This window comes from Paraburkholderia adhaesiva, assembly GCF_021390575.1.
GTDB lineage: Bacteria > Pseudomonadota > Gammaproteobacteria > Burkholderiales > Burkholderiaceae > Paraburkholderia > Paraburkholderia adhaesiva.
On record NZ_JAJEJQ010000001.1, the window covers coordinates 1,381,824 to 1,401,065 of the forward strand.

General features: G+C 64.6%; 20 protein-coding genes. 16 read left to right on the forward strand and 4 right to left on the reverse strand.

Annotation, left to right across the window (positions count from 1 at the left end; all coding sequences use genetic code 11):
• Positions 1 to 82 precede the first annotated feature (82 nt).
• Together eno and ftsB are read left to right on the forward strand one after the other, a co-directional pair.
• On the forward strand, positions 83 to 1,366 hold the full coding sequence (gene eno, locus L0U80_RS06180) for a phosphopyruvate hydratase (RefSeq protein ID WP_124150300.1): 1,284 nt from the start codon (positions 83 to 85) through the stop codon (positions 1,364 to 1,366).
• Positions 1,367 to 1,482: 116 nt separating this feature from the next.
• A complete protein-coding gene (ftsB, locus tag L0U80_RS06185; RefSeq protein ID WP_233863097.1) occupies positions 1,483 to 1,926 on the forward strand; it encodes a cell division protein FtsB in 444 nt (147 codons plus the stop codon).
• 126 nt (positions 1,927 to 2,052) lie between these two features.
• Here the strand turns inward: ftsB and L0U80_RS06190 are convergent, their stop codons facing one another.
• From L0U80_RS06190 to L0U80_RS06200, 3 genes are all read right to left on the reverse strand, one after another.
• Entirely contained in the window at positions 2,053 to 2,454 is a 402-nt protein-coding gene (locus L0U80_RS06190; RefSeq protein WP_373322113.1) for a hypothetical protein, read from the reverse strand.
• A 144-nt stretch (positions 2,455 to 2,598) separates the two neighbouring features.
• Entirely contained in the window at positions 2,599 to 3,561 is a 963-nt protein-coding gene (gene hslO, locus L0U80_RS06195; RefSeq protein WP_233863098.1) for an Hsp33 family molecular chaperone HslO, read from the reverse strand.
• Between the two features lie 64 nt (positions 3,562 to 3,625).
• Positions 3,626 to 4,150, reverse strand: coding sequence for a gamma carbonic anhydrase family protein (locus tag L0U80_RS06200; protein WP_233863099.1), 525 nt, complete (start codon positions 4,148 to 4,150; stop codon positions 3,626 to 3,628).
• Between the two features lie 195 nt (positions 4,151 to 4,345).
• Here L0U80_RS06200 and L0U80_RS06205 point away from each other — a divergent pair, with 195 nt between their 5' ends.
• From L0U80_RS06205 to L0U80_RS06250, 10 genes are all read left to right on the forward strand, one after another.
• The gene (locus L0U80_RS06205; protein WP_233863100.1) at positions 4,346 to 5,266 is read left to right on the forward strand and encodes a ferritin-like domain-containing protein; all 921 of its coding nucleotides are present in this window, start codon (positions 4,346 to 4,348) and stop codon (positions 5,264 to 5,266) included.
• Between the two features lie 71 nt (positions 5,267 to 5,337).
• On the forward strand, positions 5,338 to 6,222 hold the full coding sequence (locus tag L0U80_RS06210; RefSeq protein ID WP_233863101.1) for an alpha/beta fold hydrolase: 885 nt from the start codon (positions 5,338 to 5,340) through the stop codon (positions 6,220 to 6,222).
• Positions 6,223 to 6,341: 119 nt separating this feature from the next.
• Positions 6,342 to 7,172, forward strand: a complete 831-nt coding sequence (locus tag L0U80_RS06215; protein WP_233863102.1) for a 3',5'-nucleoside bisphosphate phosphatase — start codon at positions 6,342 to 6,344, stop codon at positions 7,170 to 7,172.
• 103 nt (positions 7,173 to 7,275) lie between these two features.
• Complete coding sequence (locus L0U80_RS06220) at positions 7,276 to 7,911, forward strand: L-threonylcarbamoyladenylate synthase (protein WP_233863103.1); 636 nt, start codon at positions 7,276 to 7,278, stop codon at positions 7,909 to 7,911.
• A gap of 55 nt (positions 7,912 to 7,966) precedes the next feature.
• Positions 7,967 to 8,632 (forward strand): site-2 protease family protein, encoded by a 666-nt coding sequence (locus L0U80_RS06225; protein WP_233863104.1) that lies wholly within the window; start codon positions 7,967 to 7,969, stop codon positions 8,630 to 8,632.
• A 4-nt stretch (positions 8,633 to 8,636) separates the two neighbouring features.
• Entirely contained in the window at positions 8,637 to 9,839 is a 1,203-nt protein-coding gene (locus L0U80_RS06230; RefSeq protein ID WP_233863105.1) for a tryptophan--tRNA ligase, read from the forward strand.
• 11 nt (positions 9,840 to 9,850) lie between these two features.
• Positions 9,851 to 10,498, forward strand: a complete 648-nt coding sequence (locus tag L0U80_RS06235; RefSeq protein WP_233863106.1) for a class I SAM-dependent methyltransferase — start codon at positions 9,851 to 9,853, stop codon at positions 10,496 to 10,498.
• Positions 10,499 to 10,542: 44 nt separating this feature from the next.
• On the forward strand, positions 10,543 to 11,448 hold the full coding sequence (dapA, locus tag L0U80_RS06240; RefSeq protein ID WP_233863107.1) for a 4-hydroxy-tetrahydrodipicolinate synthase: 906 nt from the start codon (positions 10,543 to 10,545) through the stop codon (positions 11,446 to 11,448).
• 105 nt (positions 11,449 to 11,553) lie between these two features.
• A complete protein-coding gene (gene bamC / locus L0U80_RS06245; protein ID WP_233863108.1) occupies positions 11,554 to 12,696 on the forward strand; it encodes an NlpB/DapX family lipoprotein in 1,143 nt (380 codons plus the stop codon).
• A 7-nt stretch (positions 12,697 to 12,703) separates the two neighbouring features.
• Positions 12,704 to 13,486, forward strand: coding sequence for an MBL fold metallo-hydrolase (locus tag L0U80_RS06250; RefSeq protein WP_233863109.1), 783 nt, complete (start codon positions 12,704 to 12,706; stop codon positions 13,484 to 13,486).
• Positions 13,487 to 13,611: 125 nt separating this feature from the next.
• On the opposite strand, the gene L0U80_RS06255 is transcribed toward L0U80_RS06250, so the two are convergent.
• Positions 13,612 to 14,310 carry a Bax inhibitor-1/YccA family protein gene (locus L0U80_RS06255; protein WP_233863110.1) on the reverse strand — a complete coding sequence of 233 codons (699 nt, stop codon included), beginning with the start codon at positions 14,308 to 14,310 and terminating at the stop codon, positions 13,612 to 13,614.
• A 359-nt stretch (positions 14,311 to 14,669) separates the two neighbouring features.
• Here L0U80_RS06255 and ndk point away from each other — a divergent pair, with 359 nt between their 5' ends.
• The 4 genes from ndk (at position 14,670) to ispG (ending at position 19,207) form a co-directional block, all read left to right on the forward strand.
• The gene (gene ndk / locus L0U80_RS06260; RefSeq protein ID WP_124150316.1) at positions 14,670 to 15,095 is read left to right on the forward strand and encodes a nucleoside-diphosphate kinase; all 426 of its coding nucleotides are present in this window, start codon (positions 14,670 to 14,672) and stop codon (positions 15,093 to 15,095) included.
• A gap of 169 nt (positions 15,096 to 15,264) precedes the next feature.
• Positions 15,265 to 16,419 (forward strand): dual-specificity RNA methyltransferase RlmN, encoded by a 1,155-nt coding sequence (gene rlmN, locus L0U80_RS06265; RefSeq protein ID WP_233863111.1) that lies wholly within the window; start codon positions 15,265 to 15,267, stop codon positions 16,417 to 16,419.
• A gap of 194 nt (positions 16,420 to 16,613) precedes the next feature.
• Entirely contained in the window at positions 16,614 to 17,765 is a 1,152-nt protein-coding gene (locus L0U80_RS06270) for a helix-turn-helix domain-containing protein (protein WP_233863112.1), read from the forward strand.
• A gap of 134 nt (positions 17,766 to 17,899) precedes the next feature.
• Positions 17,900 to 19,207: a flavodoxin-dependent (E)-4-hydroxy-3-methylbut-2-enyl-diphosphate synthase gene (ispG, locus tag L0U80_RS06275; protein WP_233863113.1), complete on the forward strand. Its 1,308-nt coding sequence runs from the start codon at positions 17,900 to 17,902 to the stop codon at positions 19,205 to 19,207.
• Positions 19,208 to 19,242: the final 35 nt, after the last annotated feature.

The following is a 19,242-nucleotide window of genomic DNA, read 5'->3' on the forward strand; positions in this document are numbered from 1 at the left end:
GCGATAATGTGCAGCGGCGCGCGGCAATGCCATGCGCGCCGCGCCTGACAAAAAAGAATCACCTTCATTTCCTGAGGAAACCATGAGTGCAATCGTAGACATCATCGGTCGTGAGATTCTGGATTCGCGCGGTAACCCCACCGTCGAATGCGACGTGCTGCTCGAATCGGGCACGATGGGCCGCGCGGCTGTGCCGTCGGGCGCGTCGACGGGCTCACGTGAAGCGATCGAACTGCGCGACGGCGAAGCTGGCCGCTACAACGGCAAGGGCGTGCTGAAGGCCGTCGAGCACATCAACACCGAAATTTCCGAGGCGATCATGGGCCTCGACGCGTCGGAGCAGGCTTTCCTCGACAAGACCCTGCTCGAACTCGACGGCACCGACAACAAGTCGCGTCTCGGCGCGAACGCGATGCTGGCTGTCTCGATGGCCGTCGCGAAGGCTGCTGCTGAAGAAGCCGGCCTGCCGCTGTACCGCTACTTCGGCGGCTCGGGCGCAATGCAACTGCCGGTCCCGATGATGAACATCGTCAACGGCGGCGCGCACGCGAACAACAGCCTCGATATTCAGGAATTCATGATCGTGCCGGTGAGCCAGCCGACCTTCCGTGAAGCGCTGCGTTGCGGCGCGGAAGTGTTCCACGCGCTCAAGAAGATCCTGTCCGATCGCGGCATGAGCACGGCAGTGGGCGACGAAGGCGGCTTCGCACCGAACTTCGGCAGCAACGACGAATGCCTCTCGACGATCCTGCAAGCCATCGAGAAGGCTGGCTATCGCGCCGGTGAAGACGTGCTGCTCGCGCTCGACTGCGCGGCGAGCGAGTTCTACCACGACGGCAAGTACCAGCTCGCGGGCGAAGGTCTGCAACTGTCGTCGGCGGAATTCACCGACTACCTCGCCGCACTGTGCGACAAGTTCCCGATCGTCTCGATCGAGGACGGCATGCACGAAGGCGACTGGGCCGGCTGGAAGCTGCTGACCGAAAAGCTCGGCAAGAAGATCCAGCTCGTCGGCGACGACCTGTTCGTCACGAACACGCGCATCCTGAAGGAAGGCATCGAGAAGGGCATCGCGAACTCGATCCTCATCAAGATCAACCAGATCGGCACGCTGACGGAAACTTTCGCAGCGATCGAAATGGCCAAGCGCGCGGGCTACACGGCTGTGATTTCGCACCGTTCGGGCGAAACCGAAGACTCGACGATCGCGGACATCGCCGTCGGCCTGAACGCCGGTCAGATCAAGACCGGTTCGCTCTCGCGCAGCGACCGCATCTCGAAGTACAACCAGCTGCTGCGTATCGAGGAAGATCTCGGCGATATCGCCAGCTACCCGGGCAAGTCGGCGTTCTACAATCTGCGTTGATTTGCATTAGTTAGTACGCAGAGAATGTCGACAGCCGCCATGCTGTCACTCTTCGACTCCTCTCTTCGCCGCCCTGCGTTCGTCGCAGGGCGGCGTTTGGTTATCCGGCACCTTTCATGCGGCTTGTCACTGTCGTTTTGATCATTCTGCTGGCGCTGATCCAGTATCCGCTCTGGTGGGGCCACGGCGGGTGGCTGCGCGTGCACGAGCTGCAGGGGCAGCTGGAACAGCAGCTCAAGCAGAACGATGACGAGAAAACGCGCAACGACCGCATTGCGGGCGAAGTGCAGGATCTGCAGAGCGGGACTTCAGCCGTCGAGGAGCGTGCGCGTTACGAGATGGGGATGGTGAAGGACAGCGAGGTGTTCGTTCAGTTTGTCTCGCCGAACCAGTCGCTGCCAGCGCCCAGCGTTTCTTCGAACACTTCGACGCGCGGTGTGGTGTCGGCTGCACCTGTGAAGGTCGTTCCGAACCCCGTGTCGCGCGTGCCTGAGAAAAAACGTGCTCGCGAGAAAGACGCGAAGAGCGAGAAGGACGTGAAGAAAAAGAAGGTAGGCTGAGCTGGATTGCTGCCGACCACCGCCAGCTTCATCGGCGCGTGCAGTCAAATGAAAAAAGCGCGGCGACGAGCCGCGCTTTTTTGCTTTCGGCGATCGGGCGTGCGAGGGTGGGCGCCCGCGCTGGACTTACCAGCCCCACCCCCAGCCAGGGGCCCCATAGCCGACGCCCCAACCACTTCCCCAGCCGCCGCTGTAGTAACTGCCGTAGACCGTGACGGGACGCGAGTAATAGCGCGCCCATGCCTGCTCGGCCGCCTGGGCGGCCATAGCGCGGTCCTGGTCGGCGAGCGCCTGGCGGTCGATTGCGTCGTAGCGTGCGCGCTCCTCGGGTGAAAGCGGCTTCGCGACGGTCGGGATACCCGATTGGTTTTCGGGCAGGCGGCTATAGATCGGCGACGGCCCCGGCGGGTCCATCACGCAGCCGCTCGTCATCGCGGCGAGTGCGCCGAGCGCAACCAGCGCAGCGATTGTCCCGGCGCGCTGCCCCACAACGCGCGATCGGCTTGCGTAAGATTTTTCCTTATTCATGCTTCTCTCCATTCTGTCGGACGCCTAAGCAAATCGAGCTGACAAGAGGCACCCACGATCCAGCTTGAGTTCAATCCGCGCGCACGCGCTACAGCTTGTACAGCAGCGCGTGCGTGGCGACCTGCATGACCGCCTGCGCGAAAATCAATGACGCCGTTGCGCCGCGGGGGTGACTGCTTCTGAGAGCCCTGGCGTCGCGAAAAGTTGCGCGACGTCCACAGGGTCGAACTCGTAGCGCTGATTGCAGTAGTCGCAGTGGATTTCGACGTGGCCGCGCTCTTCGATCACACCGTCGATTTCCTCACGGCCCAGCATCTTCAACATGGCGCCGACCTTTTCGCGCGAGCAGCTGCACTGGAAGCGCGTGGGCGCGGGTTCGAAGTGGCGGACGTTCTCCTGCCAGAAGAGCCGGCGGAACAGCGTCTCCGGTTCCTGCTCGAGCAGTTCGTCGCGCGAAAGCGTGCCGCCGAGTGTGCACACGCGCGCCCAGGTATCGCCGTCGAGCTCGTTAGGATGCGGCACGATGCCGCCGTCGCCGGGCAGCTTTTGCAGCAGCATGCCGACGGCGCGCTCGCCATTGGCCGCGAGCCACAGGCGCGTGTCGAGCTGTTCCGAGTGATGCATGTAGTGCTCGAGCACCTCGGAGATCGACTTGAGCGGGCCGTCGTCGCCGTTGAGCGGCACGATGCCCTGATACGGTTGCTGGCCAGGCTGCTTGTTGGCCGGATCGAGCGTAATCACGCAGCGGCCATGGCCGGTCGGATTGATGAGCTCGGCGAGCGTCATGTCTTCGGGCAGCGCCGCGGCGGCGTCGGGCGTGATACCGTCGGCGAGCCGCGCGGTCGCGCGCATCGACAGATCCGAGCCGCATTGAACGACCAGCATACGCACGGGGCCATCGCCGAAAATCTGCATGATCAGCGTGCCGTCGAACTTCAGGTTGGCCGAGAGCAGGGCGCACGCGGCCATCATTTCGCCGAGCACGGTCTGAACCGGCATCGGGTACTGACGGCGCGTGAGCACCTCCTGCCAGGTGTTGCGCAGCGAGACGATCTCACCGCGTACCGGGGCAGCGCTGAACAAGAATTTCTGCAACTGGTCGTTCACAATCTTTTCCTTCGTTTCGATCCATGCGGCGCGGCTTGCGCCGGCGGGCGGGCATGTATGCCGCCTAGCCGATCCGCACGAGCTGCGCCTTAAAATATTCGCGACGCTTCGCATAAACATCTGCGTTGCGCTTGAGGCCGACGATGTCGGCCTCGCTGAGTTCGCGCACCACTTTCGCGGGTGCGCCGAGAATCAGCGAGTTGTCGGGGAACACCTTGCCTTCGGTGACCACCGCTCCCGCGCCAACCAGACAGTTGCGGCCGATCACCGCGCCATTCAAGACCACGGCCTGAATGCCGATCAGCGCGCCTTCCTTCACGGTGCAGCCGTGCAGCATCGCCTGATGGCCGATCGTCACGTTCGCTTCGAGCGTGAGCGGGTAGCCCGGGTCGGTGTGCAGCACGGAGCCTTCCTGGATGTTGCTGCGCTTTCCGACGGTGATCGGCTCGTTGTCGCCGCGCAGCGTTGCCCCGAACCAGACGCTCGACTCCTCGGCGAGCGTCACGTTACCGACGACGGTTGCGTTGTCCGCAACGAACACGCTTTCGTGAATGGTGGGTGCGGCTTCGCCAAGCTTGTAGATGGTCACGGTGGTGCGTCTCCTGAGTCTCGGGGTGCGGCTGCGGCGTTGTTGCGACTGGGCGCAGGGCGCGCAGCAGGTGAATCGCGTATTGTAAACGGTTGCGCGCGGACCGCCCGCCATGTCGCGGGGCACGTCGGCCTGCGGCAGGCCACAACGCGTCTACGTAGCCCGATTTTTCACCCGTTTTTCTGTACGTTCTCGATGAATTCCGTTGCTTCAACCCATTCCACACCGAATGCCGACGACTTCAATGCGCCCGGGAACTGGCGTCTTGCCGCGCTCGATGCGCTGCGCGAGTGCGATCCCGCGGCGAAAGCCGAAGCGGTACGCGCGCTTCATGCGATCGCACAGGCAGGCATGTCGAATGGGGCGCCGCGCTGGGAGCCCGAGCACGAACTGCACGCCCCCGCTGGTCTGCCAGGTCGTCCCGCGAGGCCGGAGCTTGTCGATCCGCGTCAGCTCAAGCGGCGCAGCATGGGCACGCCGCAGGGCCGCGCGGTGCTGCTGCACGCACTGGCCCACATCGAATTCAACGCCATCAACCTCGCGCTCGACGCCGTCTGGCGCTTCCCGGGGATGCCCGAGACGTTTTACGCCGACTGGCTGACGGTTGCCGCTGAGGAGGCGTATCACTTCTCGCTGCTGAGTGCGCGCCTCGCGGACTACGGCCACGCCTACGGCGATTTCCCGGCCCACAACGGCTTGTGGGAGATGTGCGAGCGCACGCGCGATGATGTGCTCGCGCGCATGGCGCTCGTGCCGCGCGTGCTGGAGGCGCGCGGGCTGGACGTCGCGCCGCCTATCCGTGCGCGTCTGAAACAAGCGGGCGACGACGAGTCGGCGGCGGTTCTCGATGTGATCCTGCGCGACGAGGTAGGGCACGTGCGCATCGGCAACCGCTGGTTCCGTTATCTGTGCGACGTGCGTGGACTCGACCCACACGCGGCATGGCTCGCGCTTGCCGAACAATACCGGGCGCCCCGGATGCGCGGACCCTTCAACTTCGAGGCGCGCCGATCCGCCGGCTTCGACGACACTGAACTGGACACGCTCGCCGCCCAGGACGCGTCAGGAGATGCGGCCGGCGGGGCCAGCCGCACCGGCGACGGAAGCGAAAAATGAGGGAATAGGCGTCGATTCGTCGCCGTGTCCCGATATAATCGAACGACCATTCTTTTTTGTTGCGCACCCGAATGAACGTTTCCCGATCCGAGTTCGTTGAAGTCAATGGCATACGCGTGCACGTGCGGCGCTGGGGCCCCAACGACGCACCCATCCTCTTCATGCTGCACGGCTGGATGGATGTGGCGGCGTCATTCCAGTTTGTCGTCGATGCGCTCGGTGGCAACTGGCAGGTCATCGCGCCCGACATGCGCGGTTTCGGCCTCTCGGACTGGCCGGTTGCCGCGCAGGGCGGCGGCAACTACTGGTTCTACGACTATCTCGCCGATCTGGATGCGCTCCTCGATCACTACGCGCCCGACGGTGAGGTGAACCTCGTCGGCCACAGCATGGGCGCGAACATCGCTTGCCTCTATGCGGGCGTGCGGCCCGAGCGCGTGCGTCGCGTGATCGATCTCGAAGGCTTCGGCATGCCCGCAACCGTGGCCGCGCAGGCGCCGAAGCGCGTGCGCGCGTGGCTCGACGAAATGCGCGATCGGCCCACGTTGCGAAGCTACGCGACACTCGACGCGGTGGCCGCGCGTCTCACGAAGACGAATCCGCGGCTTGCCGCGGCGCGCGCGCGCTATCTCGCGCAGCACTGGTCGAAGCCGGACGGCGAGGGCGGCTACATGCTGCTCGCCGATGCGGCGCACAAGATGCGCAGTCCGCTTCTGTACCGCATCGACGAGGTCATGGCGATCTGGTCGCAGGTGCGCGCGAAGGTGCTGCACGTCGAGGCGGCCGATTCCGAAACGCTCGCGTGGCTCGCGGGCGCTGTTCCGATCGACGAATTCAAGGCGCGTTTCGCCGCGTTTCCCGATTGGCGTGAACGCATCATCGACGATGCCGGCCACATGATCCACCACGACCAGCCTGAGGAAATTGCACGGCTGATCGAGGCTTTCTGCGCTTAGCCGCACGATCGGGCCCGACTTTTTGCGCATAACGCTGCCGGCGCCGCCCGTCGCTGGCCGTCCCCGGACGCCATCGATGCATTGCAGTAAAATGGCGTCAGACTTTTTTCCCGATTGTGATGAACGCCGACCTACATTGCCACTCCACCGTCTCGGACGGCCAACTCGCTCCCGCCGCTGTTGCGCGGCTGGCGCAGTCGGGCGGGGTGACGCTATGGTCGCTCACCGATCACGACGAGATCGGCGGCCAGCGCGAGGCGCGCGAAACCGCCGAGGCGCTCGGCATGCGCTATCTGTGCGGCGTCGAGATCTCGGTGACGTGGGCGTCGCGCACCGTGCACATCGTGGGCCTGCACGTCGATCCCGACTGTTCCGTGCTCGTGGAAGGGCTCGCGCGTACACGCGACGGCCGCGCCGCGCGCGCGGTTGCGATCGGCGAGCGGCTCGGCGAGCTCGGCATCCCCGATGCCTACGAGGGTGCGCTGCGCTACGTTTCCAATCCCGACCTGATCTCGCGTACGCACTTCGCGCGCTTCCTCGTCGAGTCGGGCCGCGCGCAGAACACGCAGGACGCGTTTTCGCGCTGGCTCGGCGAAGGCAAGCCGGGCTACGTCTCGCACCGATGGGCGAAGCTCGCCGACGCTGTCTCGTGGATCAAGGCCGCGGGCGGCGAGGCCGTTATCGCGCATCCGGGCCGCTATCACTACACGCCGCTCGAATTCGACACGTTTTTCGGCGAATTCATCGATCTCGGCGGCAAGGCCATCGAGGTCGTCACCGGCAGTCACACGCCGGATCAATACGTCGAGTACGCTGCCGTTGCACGCCGTTTCGGCTTCGAGGCGTCGCGCGGCTCCGATTTTCACGCGCCGGGGCCCGATTTCATCGCGCCCGGCAGCCTGCCGCCGCTTCCCGCGAATCTCACTCCTGTCTGGGAACGATGGCTGTAGGCCGCGCTCGCGTGGCCCACAACCCCTGCATACCGTCGCGCCGTCAGTATCGTTGTGACGTACGATACGTCGGCGTTTCGTCCCCTGTTAGCTGATCACTGCCATGGCCCAGTACTTTCGGCTTCATCCCGACAATCCGCAGCCGCGCCTCGTCAAGCAGGCAGTGCAGATCATCCGCGACGGCGGCGTGATCGCGCTGCCTACCGACTCGAGCTACGCGCTCGCGGCGCGCATCGACGACAAGCAGGCCGCCGAACGCCTGCGTCGCATCCGCGGACAGGATGAGCGGGCGCTGCTTTCGCTGATGGTGCGGGATCTGTCCGAACTGGCGAACTTCGCGATGGTGGACAACCAGCAGTACCGGCTCATCAAGTCGGTGACGCCGGGGCCCTATGTGTTCGTGCTGCAGGCGACGAAGGAAGTGCCGCGGCGGCTTTCACATCCGTCGCGCAAAACCATCGGGCTGCGGGTGCCGGGGCACCCGATTCCGCTTGCGATTCTCGAAGAACTCGGCGAGCCGCTGCTCGCCACGACGTTGATCCTGCCGCCGGACACGGAGCCGCTCAACGACCCCGAAGCGATCCGCGAACGGCTCGAAGCGCCACTCGATCTCGTGATCGACGGCGGCGCGTGTCCGTGCGAACCTTCGACGATCGTCGATCTCACGGGCGGCGAGCCGGTGCTCGTGCGTGCCGGACGCGGGAGCCTCGCGCCGTTCGGTCTCGAGGAGCCGGCCTGATGTTCCGCTTCAACGTCCCTGGCTGCGCGCCGGGGCATTGATACAATACCCCGCCATGGATGCTTCACTGATACAGACGATCGCGGTCTACGCGCTTCCGGTCATCTTCGCCATTACGCTGCACGAGGCCGCGCACGGCTATGTCGCGCGCGCGCTCGGCGACAACACCGCATACGTGCTCGGCCGCGTGTCGCTCAATCCGATGCGCCACATCGATCCGATCGGCACGATCGCGATGCCACTGATCCTTTATTTCCTCACGGGCGGGGCGTTCGTGTTCGGATACGCGAAGCCGGTGCCGATTTCCTTCGGGAACCTGCGCAATCCGCGCTGGGGCACGCTCTGGGTGGCGGCGGCGGGGCCGGCGTGCAACTTCGTTCAGGCGCTCGTCTGGGGCGTGTTCGGCGTCGCGCTCGACGTATTCGGCATCAACGAGCCGTTCTTCACGCGCATGGCCGCGGCGGGTATCGGCGTGAATCTCGTGCTCGGCGTGCTCAACCTCTTTCCGCTTCCGCCGCTCGACGGCGGGCGCGTTCTCGCGGCGCTCCTGCCGACGCGGCCGAGCATTGCGCTCTCGCGCCTCGAGCCCTATGGTTTCATCATCGTGATGGCGTTGCTCGTCACGGGCGTCTTTACCCGATTCTGGCTGCGGCCGCTCGTGAGCCTCGGCTTCGACGCAATCTCGGCCATCCTTACCCCACTTCAGTCGCTCCTCTCATAACATCATGTTCCCAGACCGTATCTTCTCCGGCATGCGGCCCACCGGGTCGCTGCACCTCGGCCACTATCACGGCGTGCTGAAAAACTGGGTGCGACTCCAGTCCGAGTACCCGAGCTTCTTCTGTGTGGTCGACTGGCATGCGCTCACGACGCACTACGAAACACCCGAGATCATCGAGAAAAACGTCTGGGAAGTGCTGATCGACTGGCTGGCGGCCGGTATCGATCCGAACCAGGCGACGTTGTTCATCCAGAGCCGCGTACCCGAGCACGCCGAGCTGGCACTGCTGCTCGGCATGAGCACGCCGCTCTCGTGGCTCGAGCGCGTGCCGACCTACAAGGAGCAGATCGAAAAGCTGCGCGACAAGGATCTCGGGACGTACGGCTTCCTCGGCTACCCCGTGCTGATGGCCGCCGACATCCTGCTGTACCGTGCGTCGCTCGTGCCGGTGGGCGAGGATCAGGTGCCGCACGTCGAGATGGCGCGCGAAATGGCGCGGCGCTTCAACCACATGTACGGCCGCGAGCCGGACTTCGAGGAGAAGGCCAACGAAGCCGCGAAGAAGCTCGGTGGCAAGCGCTCGAAGCTCTATCACGAGCTGCGCAATGCCTACCAGCAGGAAGGCAATGAAGAAGCGCTCGAACAGGCGCGCGCGATGTTGTCCGAATCGCAGAGCCTTTCGATGAGCGACCGCGAACGCCTCTTTGGTTACCTCGAAGGCTCGCGCAAGATCATCCTGCCGGAGCCGCAGGTGCTGCTCACGGAGGCGTCGCGTATGCCGGGCCTCGACGGCCAGAAGATGTCGAAGTCGTACGGCAACACGATCGGCCTGCGCGAGGATGCCGAGTCGATCACGAAGAAAGTCCGCACCATGCCGACCGACCCGGCACGCGTGCGCCGCACCGATCCGGGCGATCCGGACAAGTGCCCGGTGTGGCAACTGCACGAGGTCTACACGGACGAAGCGACGCACGAGTGGGTGCAGAAGGGTTGCCGCTCGGCTGGCATCGGCTGCCTCGAATGCAAGCAACCCGTGATCGAGGGCATCCTGCGCGAGCAGCAGCCGATGCTCGAACGTGCGCAGAAGTACATGGACGACCCGTCGCTGTTGCGCGCGATCGTCGCCGATGGTTGCGACAAGGCCCGCAAGTTCGCGAACGAGACCATGCGCGACGTTCGCGAAGCAATGGGCCTCTCGTACAACTAACGGCGGTTGCCTTGAGCACGACGCATACGTGTGCTGCCGGCGCGACTCAGGGTGCGCTTGCCGAACCGTCGCGCTGGGTGCGCCGTTGGGCGCATCTGGTGGCGCCGGGTGGGGCGGTACTCGACGTGGCGTCGGGCGGAGGGCGGCACGCGCGCTTCTTCGCTGAACGCGGCCATCCGGTGACCGCGCTCGATCGCGATGCGGCCGCGCTTGCGACGATGCGCGGCGTACCTGGCATCGAGACGCTCGAATGCGATCTCGAAGGCGCGCCCTGGCCGCTCGCGAGCGAGGGGCCCGAATCGCGGTTTGCGGCGGTCGTCGTGACGAACTACCTGCATCGCCCGCTCATGCCGCGTCTCATTGACGCGCTGGCGCCCGACGGCGTGCTCATCTACGAAACCTTCGCCCACGGGAACGAGACCGTCGGCAAACCGTCCAATCCCGCATTCCTGCTCGCGCCGGGCGAACTGCTCGCAGTTTGCACGCCCGCGCTTCGGGTGATCGCGTACCAGGACGGATTTCTTTCACAGCCGCGTGAGGCATTTATCCAGCGGATCTGCGCAATACGGGAATCGCACAGTACGAATCCCGCTGAAATCAGCGGAAATCGAGATGCGACTCAGGTACTACCCGTGCCGCGTTACGATCTGGCCGGCTAATCCGCTACAATCGCGCTTTAACGTACTCATTTTTTTGACGTTTCATGGCTAACGGCACTCAGGACGGCATTACGTTGCGCGGCAGCATCCCCGCGATCGTCACCCCCATGCATGAGGACGGCAGTCTCGATCTGCCGGCGTTCCGCAAACTGATCGACTGGCATGTGGAAGAGGGGACGGATGCCCTCGTCGTCGTCGGCACGAGCGGAGAGTCCGCCACGCTGGACGTCGAAGAACATATTTTGATGGTCAAGACGGCGGTCGAGCACGCCGCAGGCCGTTTCCCGATCATCGCAGGGTCGGGCGGCAATTCCACCGCCGAGGCGATCGAACTGACCCGCCAGGCCAAGGCAGTCGGCGCGCAGGCGTCGCTCCAGGTCGTGCCCTACTATAACAAGCCGACCCAGGAAGGGATGTACCGGCACTTCGCGAAGATCGCGGAGACGGTCGACTTGCCGGTCGTGCTGTATAACGTGCCGGGCCGCACGGTCGCGGACATGTCGAACGAGACGATCCTGCGCCTCGCGCAGGTGCCCGGCATCGTGGGCGTGAAGGAAGCGACGGGCAACATCGACCGCGCCGCACACCTGATCAAGCACGCGCCGGAAGGCTTCAGGATTTTCAGCGGCGACGATCCCACTGCGATCGCGTTGATGCTGCTCGGCGGCCACGGCAACATTTCGGTGACCGCGAACGTGGCACCGCGCCAGATGAGCGATTTGTGCAAGGCCGCGCTCGAAGGCGACGTGAAGACTGCGCGCGCGATTCACATGAAGCTGCTGTCGCTGCACAAGAACTTGTTCATCGAATCGAATCCGATTCCGGTGAAGTGGGCGCTGCAGGAACTCGGACGCATCGAAGGCGGCATCCGCCTTCCGCTCACGCCGCTCGACGCGCGCTGCCACGACGTGGTTCGCACCGCGCTGCGCGAAGCCGGCCTGATTGGCTGACGGGTCCCAGATCTGCCACCCAGCGCCCGATTTTTAACCGACGCCGCCACCCGCCCGTATCCAAGAAAGATCCCGGCTTTGCGTTCCAGCACCTCGAAGGTCCCCATGAAACGTTCCGCTCTCTCCCTCCACGCAACCCGCATGGCGGTGCTGGCGCTGGCCATTGGTTCGCTCGCAGGCTGCGAATCGCTGAACGACTATTTCGCGTCCGACCGCGTCAACTACAAGGACACGCCGAGCGCACCGCCGCTCGCGGTGCCGCACGATCTTGCGGCAGCGCCGACCGAACAGAAGTACGTCGCACCGCCGCCGCAGCTGGCGCTGGGCGGCGCACCCAAGGGCGCGGTGACGACGGCGGGTAACACGACGCTCGGCACGCCGACGGCGCAAGACCCGCTCGGCATGCACGTTGAACGCGACGGCGATCGTCGCTGGCTCGTGATCGACGGCCGCTCGCCCGACGACGTCTGGCCGATCCTGCAGACCTTCTGGACGGAAAACGGCTTCACGCTGGCCACTGATTCGGCGGCCACGGGCATCCTGACGACCGACTGGGCGGAAAACCGAGCGAACATTCCGGACGACTGGTTCCGCCGCACGATCGGCCGCGTGATCGACTTCGCGTACTCGTCGGGCACGCGCGACCGCTTCCGCACGCTCGTCACGCGCGGCCCGGACGGTCAGACCGACATTTCAATCACCCATGCCGCGATGGAAGAAATGCTGATGGGTCAGGACAAGTCGCAGTCGAAGTGGGTCGAGCGTCCGCGCGATCCGGCTCTCGAGGCGGCGTTCCTGTCGAAGCTGATGCAGAAGTTCGGTCTCACTGACGCGCAGTCGAAGCAGCTGCTGACGGACGCGCGTACGTCGACGGTGGTCGCGCAACTCGACAAAGCCGCAGGCGGCGTCACGCTCGATTTGCCCGAGTCGTTCGACCGCGCATGGCTGCGTGTGGGTCTCGCGCTCGACCGCACGAACTTCACGGTCGATAACCGCGACCGCGCGAAGGGCCTGTACTACGTTCGCTACGCCGACTCGATGCAGGAGTTGAAGGGTGACGGCCTGCTCGGCAAGCTGTTCTACAACCCGAAGACGGCTGCGAAGAACCAGGGGCCGGAGTTCATGATCGCGGTGCGCGCGAAGAGCGACTCGCAAACGCAGGTCGCCGTGCTCGACCACAACGGCCAGGTGGACACGTCGTCGGACGCGCAGCGCATCGTGGCTGCACTGCACGCCCAGCTCAACTGACGCGACTGTGCGCTTTGCTAGTCTCGGCAGCGGCAGCGAGGGCAATGCGCTGGTCGTAGAAGCAGGCCGCGGTGTCGGTGGTGCGGGCGCAACGCGCGTGCTGCTGGACTGCGGTTTTTCGGCAAAGGAAGTCGAGCGGCGGCTGGCGCGAGCCGGTCTCGCCGCCGACACCCTCCACGCCATCCTGATCACCCACGAACATAGCGATCACATCGGCAGCGCACTCACACTCGCGCGCCGCTGGTCGATCCCGCTCTACATGAGCTGGGGCACGGCGCAGGCCGTCGGCGCCAGTGATGCTGGCGTCGACCTGCGCGTTCTGTGGGGTGACGAGACGGTCGAAATCGGTGAAGTCGACGTGTTGCCCTATACGGTTCCGCACGATGCGCGCGAGCCGCTCCAGTTCGTGTTCAGTGACGGGGCGAGCCGGCTCGGCGTACTGACCGATGTCGGCGAATCGACGCCGCATATCGCCTCGATCCTCTCCGGTTGCGACGCACTCGTGCTGGAATGCAATCACGATCTCGCGATGCTTGCGGCGAGCCGTTATCCGCCTTCACTGAAGGCGCGCATCGGCGGATCGCACGGGCACCTGAACAACGAAGCGGCCGCCGGGATTCTGGCGGCGCTCGATCGCTCAAAGTTGCGGCACCTCGTTGCCGCGCACCTAAGTCAGCAAAACAACACGCCTGAACTCGCGCATGCCGCGATGGCCGGTGTGCTCGGCAACGCGGCGACGGAGATCGCGGTTGCATCGCAGGACGAAGGGTTCGACTGGGTGGTGCTCTGAGCGGTCAACGCTCGCAAGCAACTCACAACCAGGCGCGGCACGAAAAAAAGCCCATGACAGTAGTCATGGGCTTTTTTGTGCCAGAACTGCCGGCGAGCCGTCCGGCCCGCCAGACAGGGCAGTGCTCAGTTGCGGTTGCCGCCGAAGATGCCGAGCAGCGCGAGCAGGTTCGTGAAGACGTTATAGAGGTCCAGATAGATCGCGAGCGTGGCGGAGATGTAGTTCGTCTCGCCGCCGTTCACGACGCGCTGAACGTCGAACAGCATGTACGCCGAGAAGATCACGATGGCCAGGACCGAAAACGTGAGCATCAGCGCGGGCAGTTGCAGGAACATGTTCGCGACGCCGGCAAGCAGGAGCACGATCACGCCCATGAACAGCCACTTGCCGAGACCGGAGAAGTCGCGCTTGCTGACGGTGGCGATCGTGGCCATGGCCGCGAAAATCACGCCGGTGCCACCGAAAGCGAGCATGATGAGCGACGGACCATTCGAGAAGCCGAGGATGAACGACAGCAGCCGCGAGAGCATCAGGCCCATGAAGAACGTGAAGCCGAGCAGCACGAAGACGCCGACCGAGCTGTTCTTGGTGCGCTCGATGGCGAACATGAAGCCGAAGGCGATCGCGAAGAACGCGAGCAGGCTCATCGCCGGGCTCGTGGCCGCGAACAGCTGGAAACCGGTGGCGACGCCCACCCACGCTCCGAGCACTGTCGGCACCATCGACAGCGCGAGCAGCCAGTAGGTGTTGCGCAGTACGCGGTTGCGAGCCTCAGCCGAGATGACGGTGCCGCCGCGGCCGAAGTTATAGGGGTACTCGTTCATGCTTGCTCCTTGCGTGAGGGGGCGCTGGTTCGGCGCTGGTTCTGATTTGGGCGCCACAGGCGGATTACACGATCCGCACCTTCGTAAGATATGCGCGTCGCCCCGGAGTTTCAACGGGCCGACTCGCTACTTCGCGGTCCAGTGTACTGCAGGCACTGTGCGCATCGCGCATGCTTTTAGTGTTTTGGGGCCCGTGACCCGGCCGATGCCCCGGTTTGGGTCGCTTTGGGGTGCCATTTTGGCTACTTCAGGCGCTACTATCGGCCCGGCTAACAGGGTTCAATCGCAATCATACATGGGAACATGCTACAATTGCCGATTGTTTTAAACCTGTAACCTGTTAATTTTCTGGAGTTTTTATGGCGATCGAACGCACCCTGTCGATTATCAAGCCGGACGCAGTGGCGAAGAATGTGATCGGCCAGATCTACAGCCGCTTCGAAAACGCTGGCCTGAAGATCATTGCCTCGCGCATGGTTCACCTCTCGCGCGCTGACGCCGAGAAGTTCTATGCTGTTCACGCAGCACGTCCGTTCTTCAAGGACCTCGTCGACTTCATGATTTCGGGCCCGGTGATGATTCAAGTGCTCGAAGGCGAAGGCGCGATCCTGAAGAACCGCGATCTGATGGGCGCCACCGACCCGAAGAAGGCTGAAAAGGGTACGATTCGTGCCGACTTCGCCGATAGCATCGACGCCAACGCCGTGCACGGCTCGGACGCCGCTGAAACGGCCGCTGTCGAAGTCGCGTTCTTCTTCCCGCAGGTCAACGTCTACTCGCGCTAAGCGAGTCGGCGCGAGTTAGATAAGCAGCACCCCGGTCGCGAACGGCCATGGTGTTCACCGTCCACCCGGAGGCTCGCTGGAGTCGCACGGCTGGCCGGTGAACCCGCGGATCGACCAGCGGGTCGATCACGGGTAAACCGGGTTTCGCACTGAAATGGCAGGATTGACCATGACGAGCAGTTCCACCGTCAACCTTCTCGATCTCGACGCCCAAGGGCTCGTCGCCTATTGCGAAAGCCTGGGCGAGAAGCCGTTTCGCGCCAAACAATTGCAACGCTGGATCCATCAATACAATGCCGCCGACTTCGACGGCATGACGGATCTGGCGAAATCGCTGCGCGAAAAGCTCAAGGGGCGTGCCACCATCGGCATGCCCAGCGTCATCAGCGATCACGTCTCTACCGACGGCACACGCAAGTGGCTCATCGACGTGGGCAACGGCAACGCCGTCGAAACCGTGTTCATTCCCGAAGAGACGCGCGGCACGCTGTGCGTGTCCTCGCAGGCGGGATGCGCGGTCAACTGCCGGTTTTGTTCCACCGGAAAGCAGGGATTCTCCCGCAACCTCACCACGGCCGAGATCATCGGCCAGCTGCGCATGGCGGAGTTCGCGTTGCGCGCTTCGCTGCTGGGCGAAGCGGGCGGCAAGGCGACCGGCGGCGACGGCAAGGGCGAGCGCGTCATTACGAACGTCGTGATGATGGGCATGGGCGAGCCGCTCCTGAACTACGAAGCCGTTGTGCCGGCGATGCGCCTGATGCTCGACGACAACGCGTACGGCCTGTCGCGCCGGCGCGTCACGCTCTCGACCTCGGGCGTCGTGCCGATGATGGACCGTCTCGGCGCGGAATTGCCCGTGGCGCTCGCCGTCTCGCTGCACGCACCGAACGATGCGCTGCGCGACGAACTCGTGCCGCTCAATCGCAAGCACCCGCTGCGCGAACTGATGGCCGCGTGCGAGCGGTATCTGAAAGTCGCTCCGCGCGACTTCATCACGTTCGAGTACTGCATGCTCGACGGGGTTAACGACACGGAGAAGCATGCACACGAATTGCTCGCGGTTACGCGCGACGTTCCGTGCAAATTCAATCTGATACCGTTCAACCCGTTCCCCGAATCGGGCCTCCTGCGCTCGAAGCCTGAGCAGATCAAGCGTTTCGCGCAGGTTCTGATGGATGCGGGCGTCGTCACGACCGTGCGCAAGACGCGCGGGGACGATATCGATGCGGCTTGCGGGCAGCTCGCAGGCGAAGTGAAGGATAGAACGCGCCTTGCTGAACGCACGGCGCGAAAGGTCATCGAGGTAAGGCCGGTGCAGCATTGACTGTGCCGGTAACGATGAAGCCAGGGCGGCTGCGCGGGGGTCACGCGCCGTCCCGGTTGTAGTGGTCGGAAACGTTGCAGAGCGATCGGAAGCGGCACAGACGCCGCACATTTTGTTATAAACGGTCTGCGAATCGCGGGGCATGAACACCCGGGCGGTTCCAGGATTGAAAAGAAACGACGCAAGGATCACGGATGAGCGAGCCGCAGCACCCTTTCGGGACAGACACCAACGCAGGTCGTCCGGCGCCGGGCAGTGCGCCATCGCCGGTGCAACCCGTTCCCGACACAATGGTCGCTGCCGGCGCGCGCCTCGCGCAGCTGCGCGAGGCGAAGGGTTGGGCGGTTGAGGACGTCTCGGCGCGGCTGAAGGTGTCGGTGCAGAAGTTGCGCTCGCTCGAAGCCGGCGATCTGACGCATCTGCCGGACACGACGTTCGCACTTGGCGTGGTGCGCAGCTACGCGAAGATGCTCGGCGCGGATCCCACTCCGTTCACGCAGGCCCTGCGCCGCGAACGCGGCATGCCGGAGCCGGATCTGTCGATGCCCGCTTCGGCCAGCTCCGACCTGCCGCGCGGCCGTGTCTCGCTGTCCCTCGGCGGCAACGCTGGGCCTCGTCATCGTTCGTGGCTGTGGGGCGTCGCGGCTGTGATCGTCGCGGTGATCGCGCTCAGCATGTGGCATACGAACAGCGGTGAATCGTCGGCGTGGTTCGCGCGCCTGAAGTCGATGGCGAATGGTGCGCCGGCACAGCCGGGCGGGGCGTCGGCGACGGTGGCCGAAGGCCAGACGGCGGGCGCTGCAGGCGCATCGGCGGTAGAGGGCGATCAGGCGCAGGCGAGCGCAAACACTCAGGCGAGCGATGCTGCAGCAGGTTCCGAATCCGCCGCGCCGGCCGATGCGGCGCCTGCAGCCGCAGGCAGCGCGCCGCAGGCCGTGGCGCCGGCGGTGGCACCCGCAGCGGCAGCGAGCGCGCCGACGACTGGCGCGGTGAGCACCCCGAAAGCGCCGGCCGCAGCTACGCCGGCCGCTAGCGAGCCGGTCGCGCAGAGTGCGTCGGCGGTGCACGTTACGCCGACGGCGGATACCTCGGGCGCCGATACGTCGACGTTCGCGATCCGTGTGACGCAGGACACCTGGGTCAACGTGCGGCAGAAGGACGGCAAGGAGGTGTTCTCCGGAATGGTTCGCGGCAGCGACGCACGCGAGATCACGGGCACCGAGCCGCTGAAGATTACTGTGGGCAACAAGGCCGGCATCGAGTCGATGACGATCGACGGCCAGCCGGTCGATCCGTCGAAGTACGCGTCGGCGCGCGGCAATGTCGCGCGTTTCGTGTTGCCTTGATAGATACATGGCATGCGTTGGGGCCGGTCGTCGTTCACGTGGTTCACGATTCGCCGGCCGCAACGTTTTTCAGCTTGATCAATTCGCGCGCGGTTGCATTTCTTGTCGCGCGCGAGGTGTAAATGGGTTTCCCGATGCAAACTGAACAGCAATTTCCGTCCAGCACCAGCCAGATCTGTTCGACTGAACCGATCCTCGGCGGCCACGCGCCGCGCCGCAAGTCGCACGGCGTTCACGTGCGCTGGGGCGGCAACCTCGTGACGGTCGGCGGCGACGCACCGGTGCGCGTGCAGTCGATGACGAACACCGACACTGCTGACGCAATTGGCACCGCTATTCAGATCAAGGAACTGGCGCAGGCCGGTTCCGAACTCGTCCGGATCACCGTCAACACGCCCGAGGCGGCGGCGGCAGTTCCGGCAATCCGCGAGCAGCTCGATCGCATGGGTGTGTCGGTGCCGCTCATCGGCGACTTCCACTACAACGGCCACCTGCTGTTGCGCGACTATCCGGGCTGTGCCGAGTCGCTCTCGAAGTACCGGATCAACCCGGGCAACGTGGGTCAGGGTGCCAAGCGCGACACGCAGTTCGCGCAGATGATCGAGGCCGCGGCGAAGTACGACAAGCCGGTGCGCATCGGCGTGAACTGGGGCAGTCTCGATCAGGACCTGCTCGCGCGGATGATGGACGAGAACGGCGCGCGCAGCGAGCCGTGGGAAGCGCAGAGCGTGATGTACGAGGCGCTGATCCAGTCGGCGATCGGGTCGGCGGAACGCGCAGTCGAACTCGGCCTCGGACGCGACAAGATCATCCTGTCGTGCAAGGTCAGTGGCGTGCAGGATCTGATCGCCGTGTACCAGCAGCTCGCGAAGCGTTGCGAATTCGCGCTGCACCTCGGGCTGACCGAGGCGGGCATGGGCTCGAAGGGCATTGTCGCGTCGACGGCGGCGCTTTCCGTGCTGCTGCAGCAAGGCATCGGCGACACGATCCGCATCTCGCTCACGCCGGAACCGGGCGCGTCGCGTACGGGTGAAGTCGTGGTCGGTCAGGAAATCCTGCAGACCATGGGCCTGCGCTCGTTCACGCCGATGGTCATCGCATGTCCGGGTTGCGGCCGCACGACGAGCACGCTGTTCCAGGAACTCGCGTCGCAGATCCAGAACTATCTGCGTGCGCAGATGCCCGTGTGGCGCTCCGAATATCCAGGCGTCGAGACGATGAACGTCGCCGTGATGGGCTGCATCGTGAACGGCCCCGGTGAATCGAAGCACGCGAACATCGGCATCAGCCTGCCCGGTTCGGGCGAGAACCCGGCTGCACCGGTGTTCATTGACGGCGAGAAAGTGAAGACGCTGCGCGGCGAGCACATCGCTGAAGAATTCCAGCAGATCGTGAGCGACTACGTCGTGCGCAAGTACGGCAAGGCCGAAGCCACCGCCTGACGCAACCGGCCGCGAGCGAGCAGTAACGCACCGGC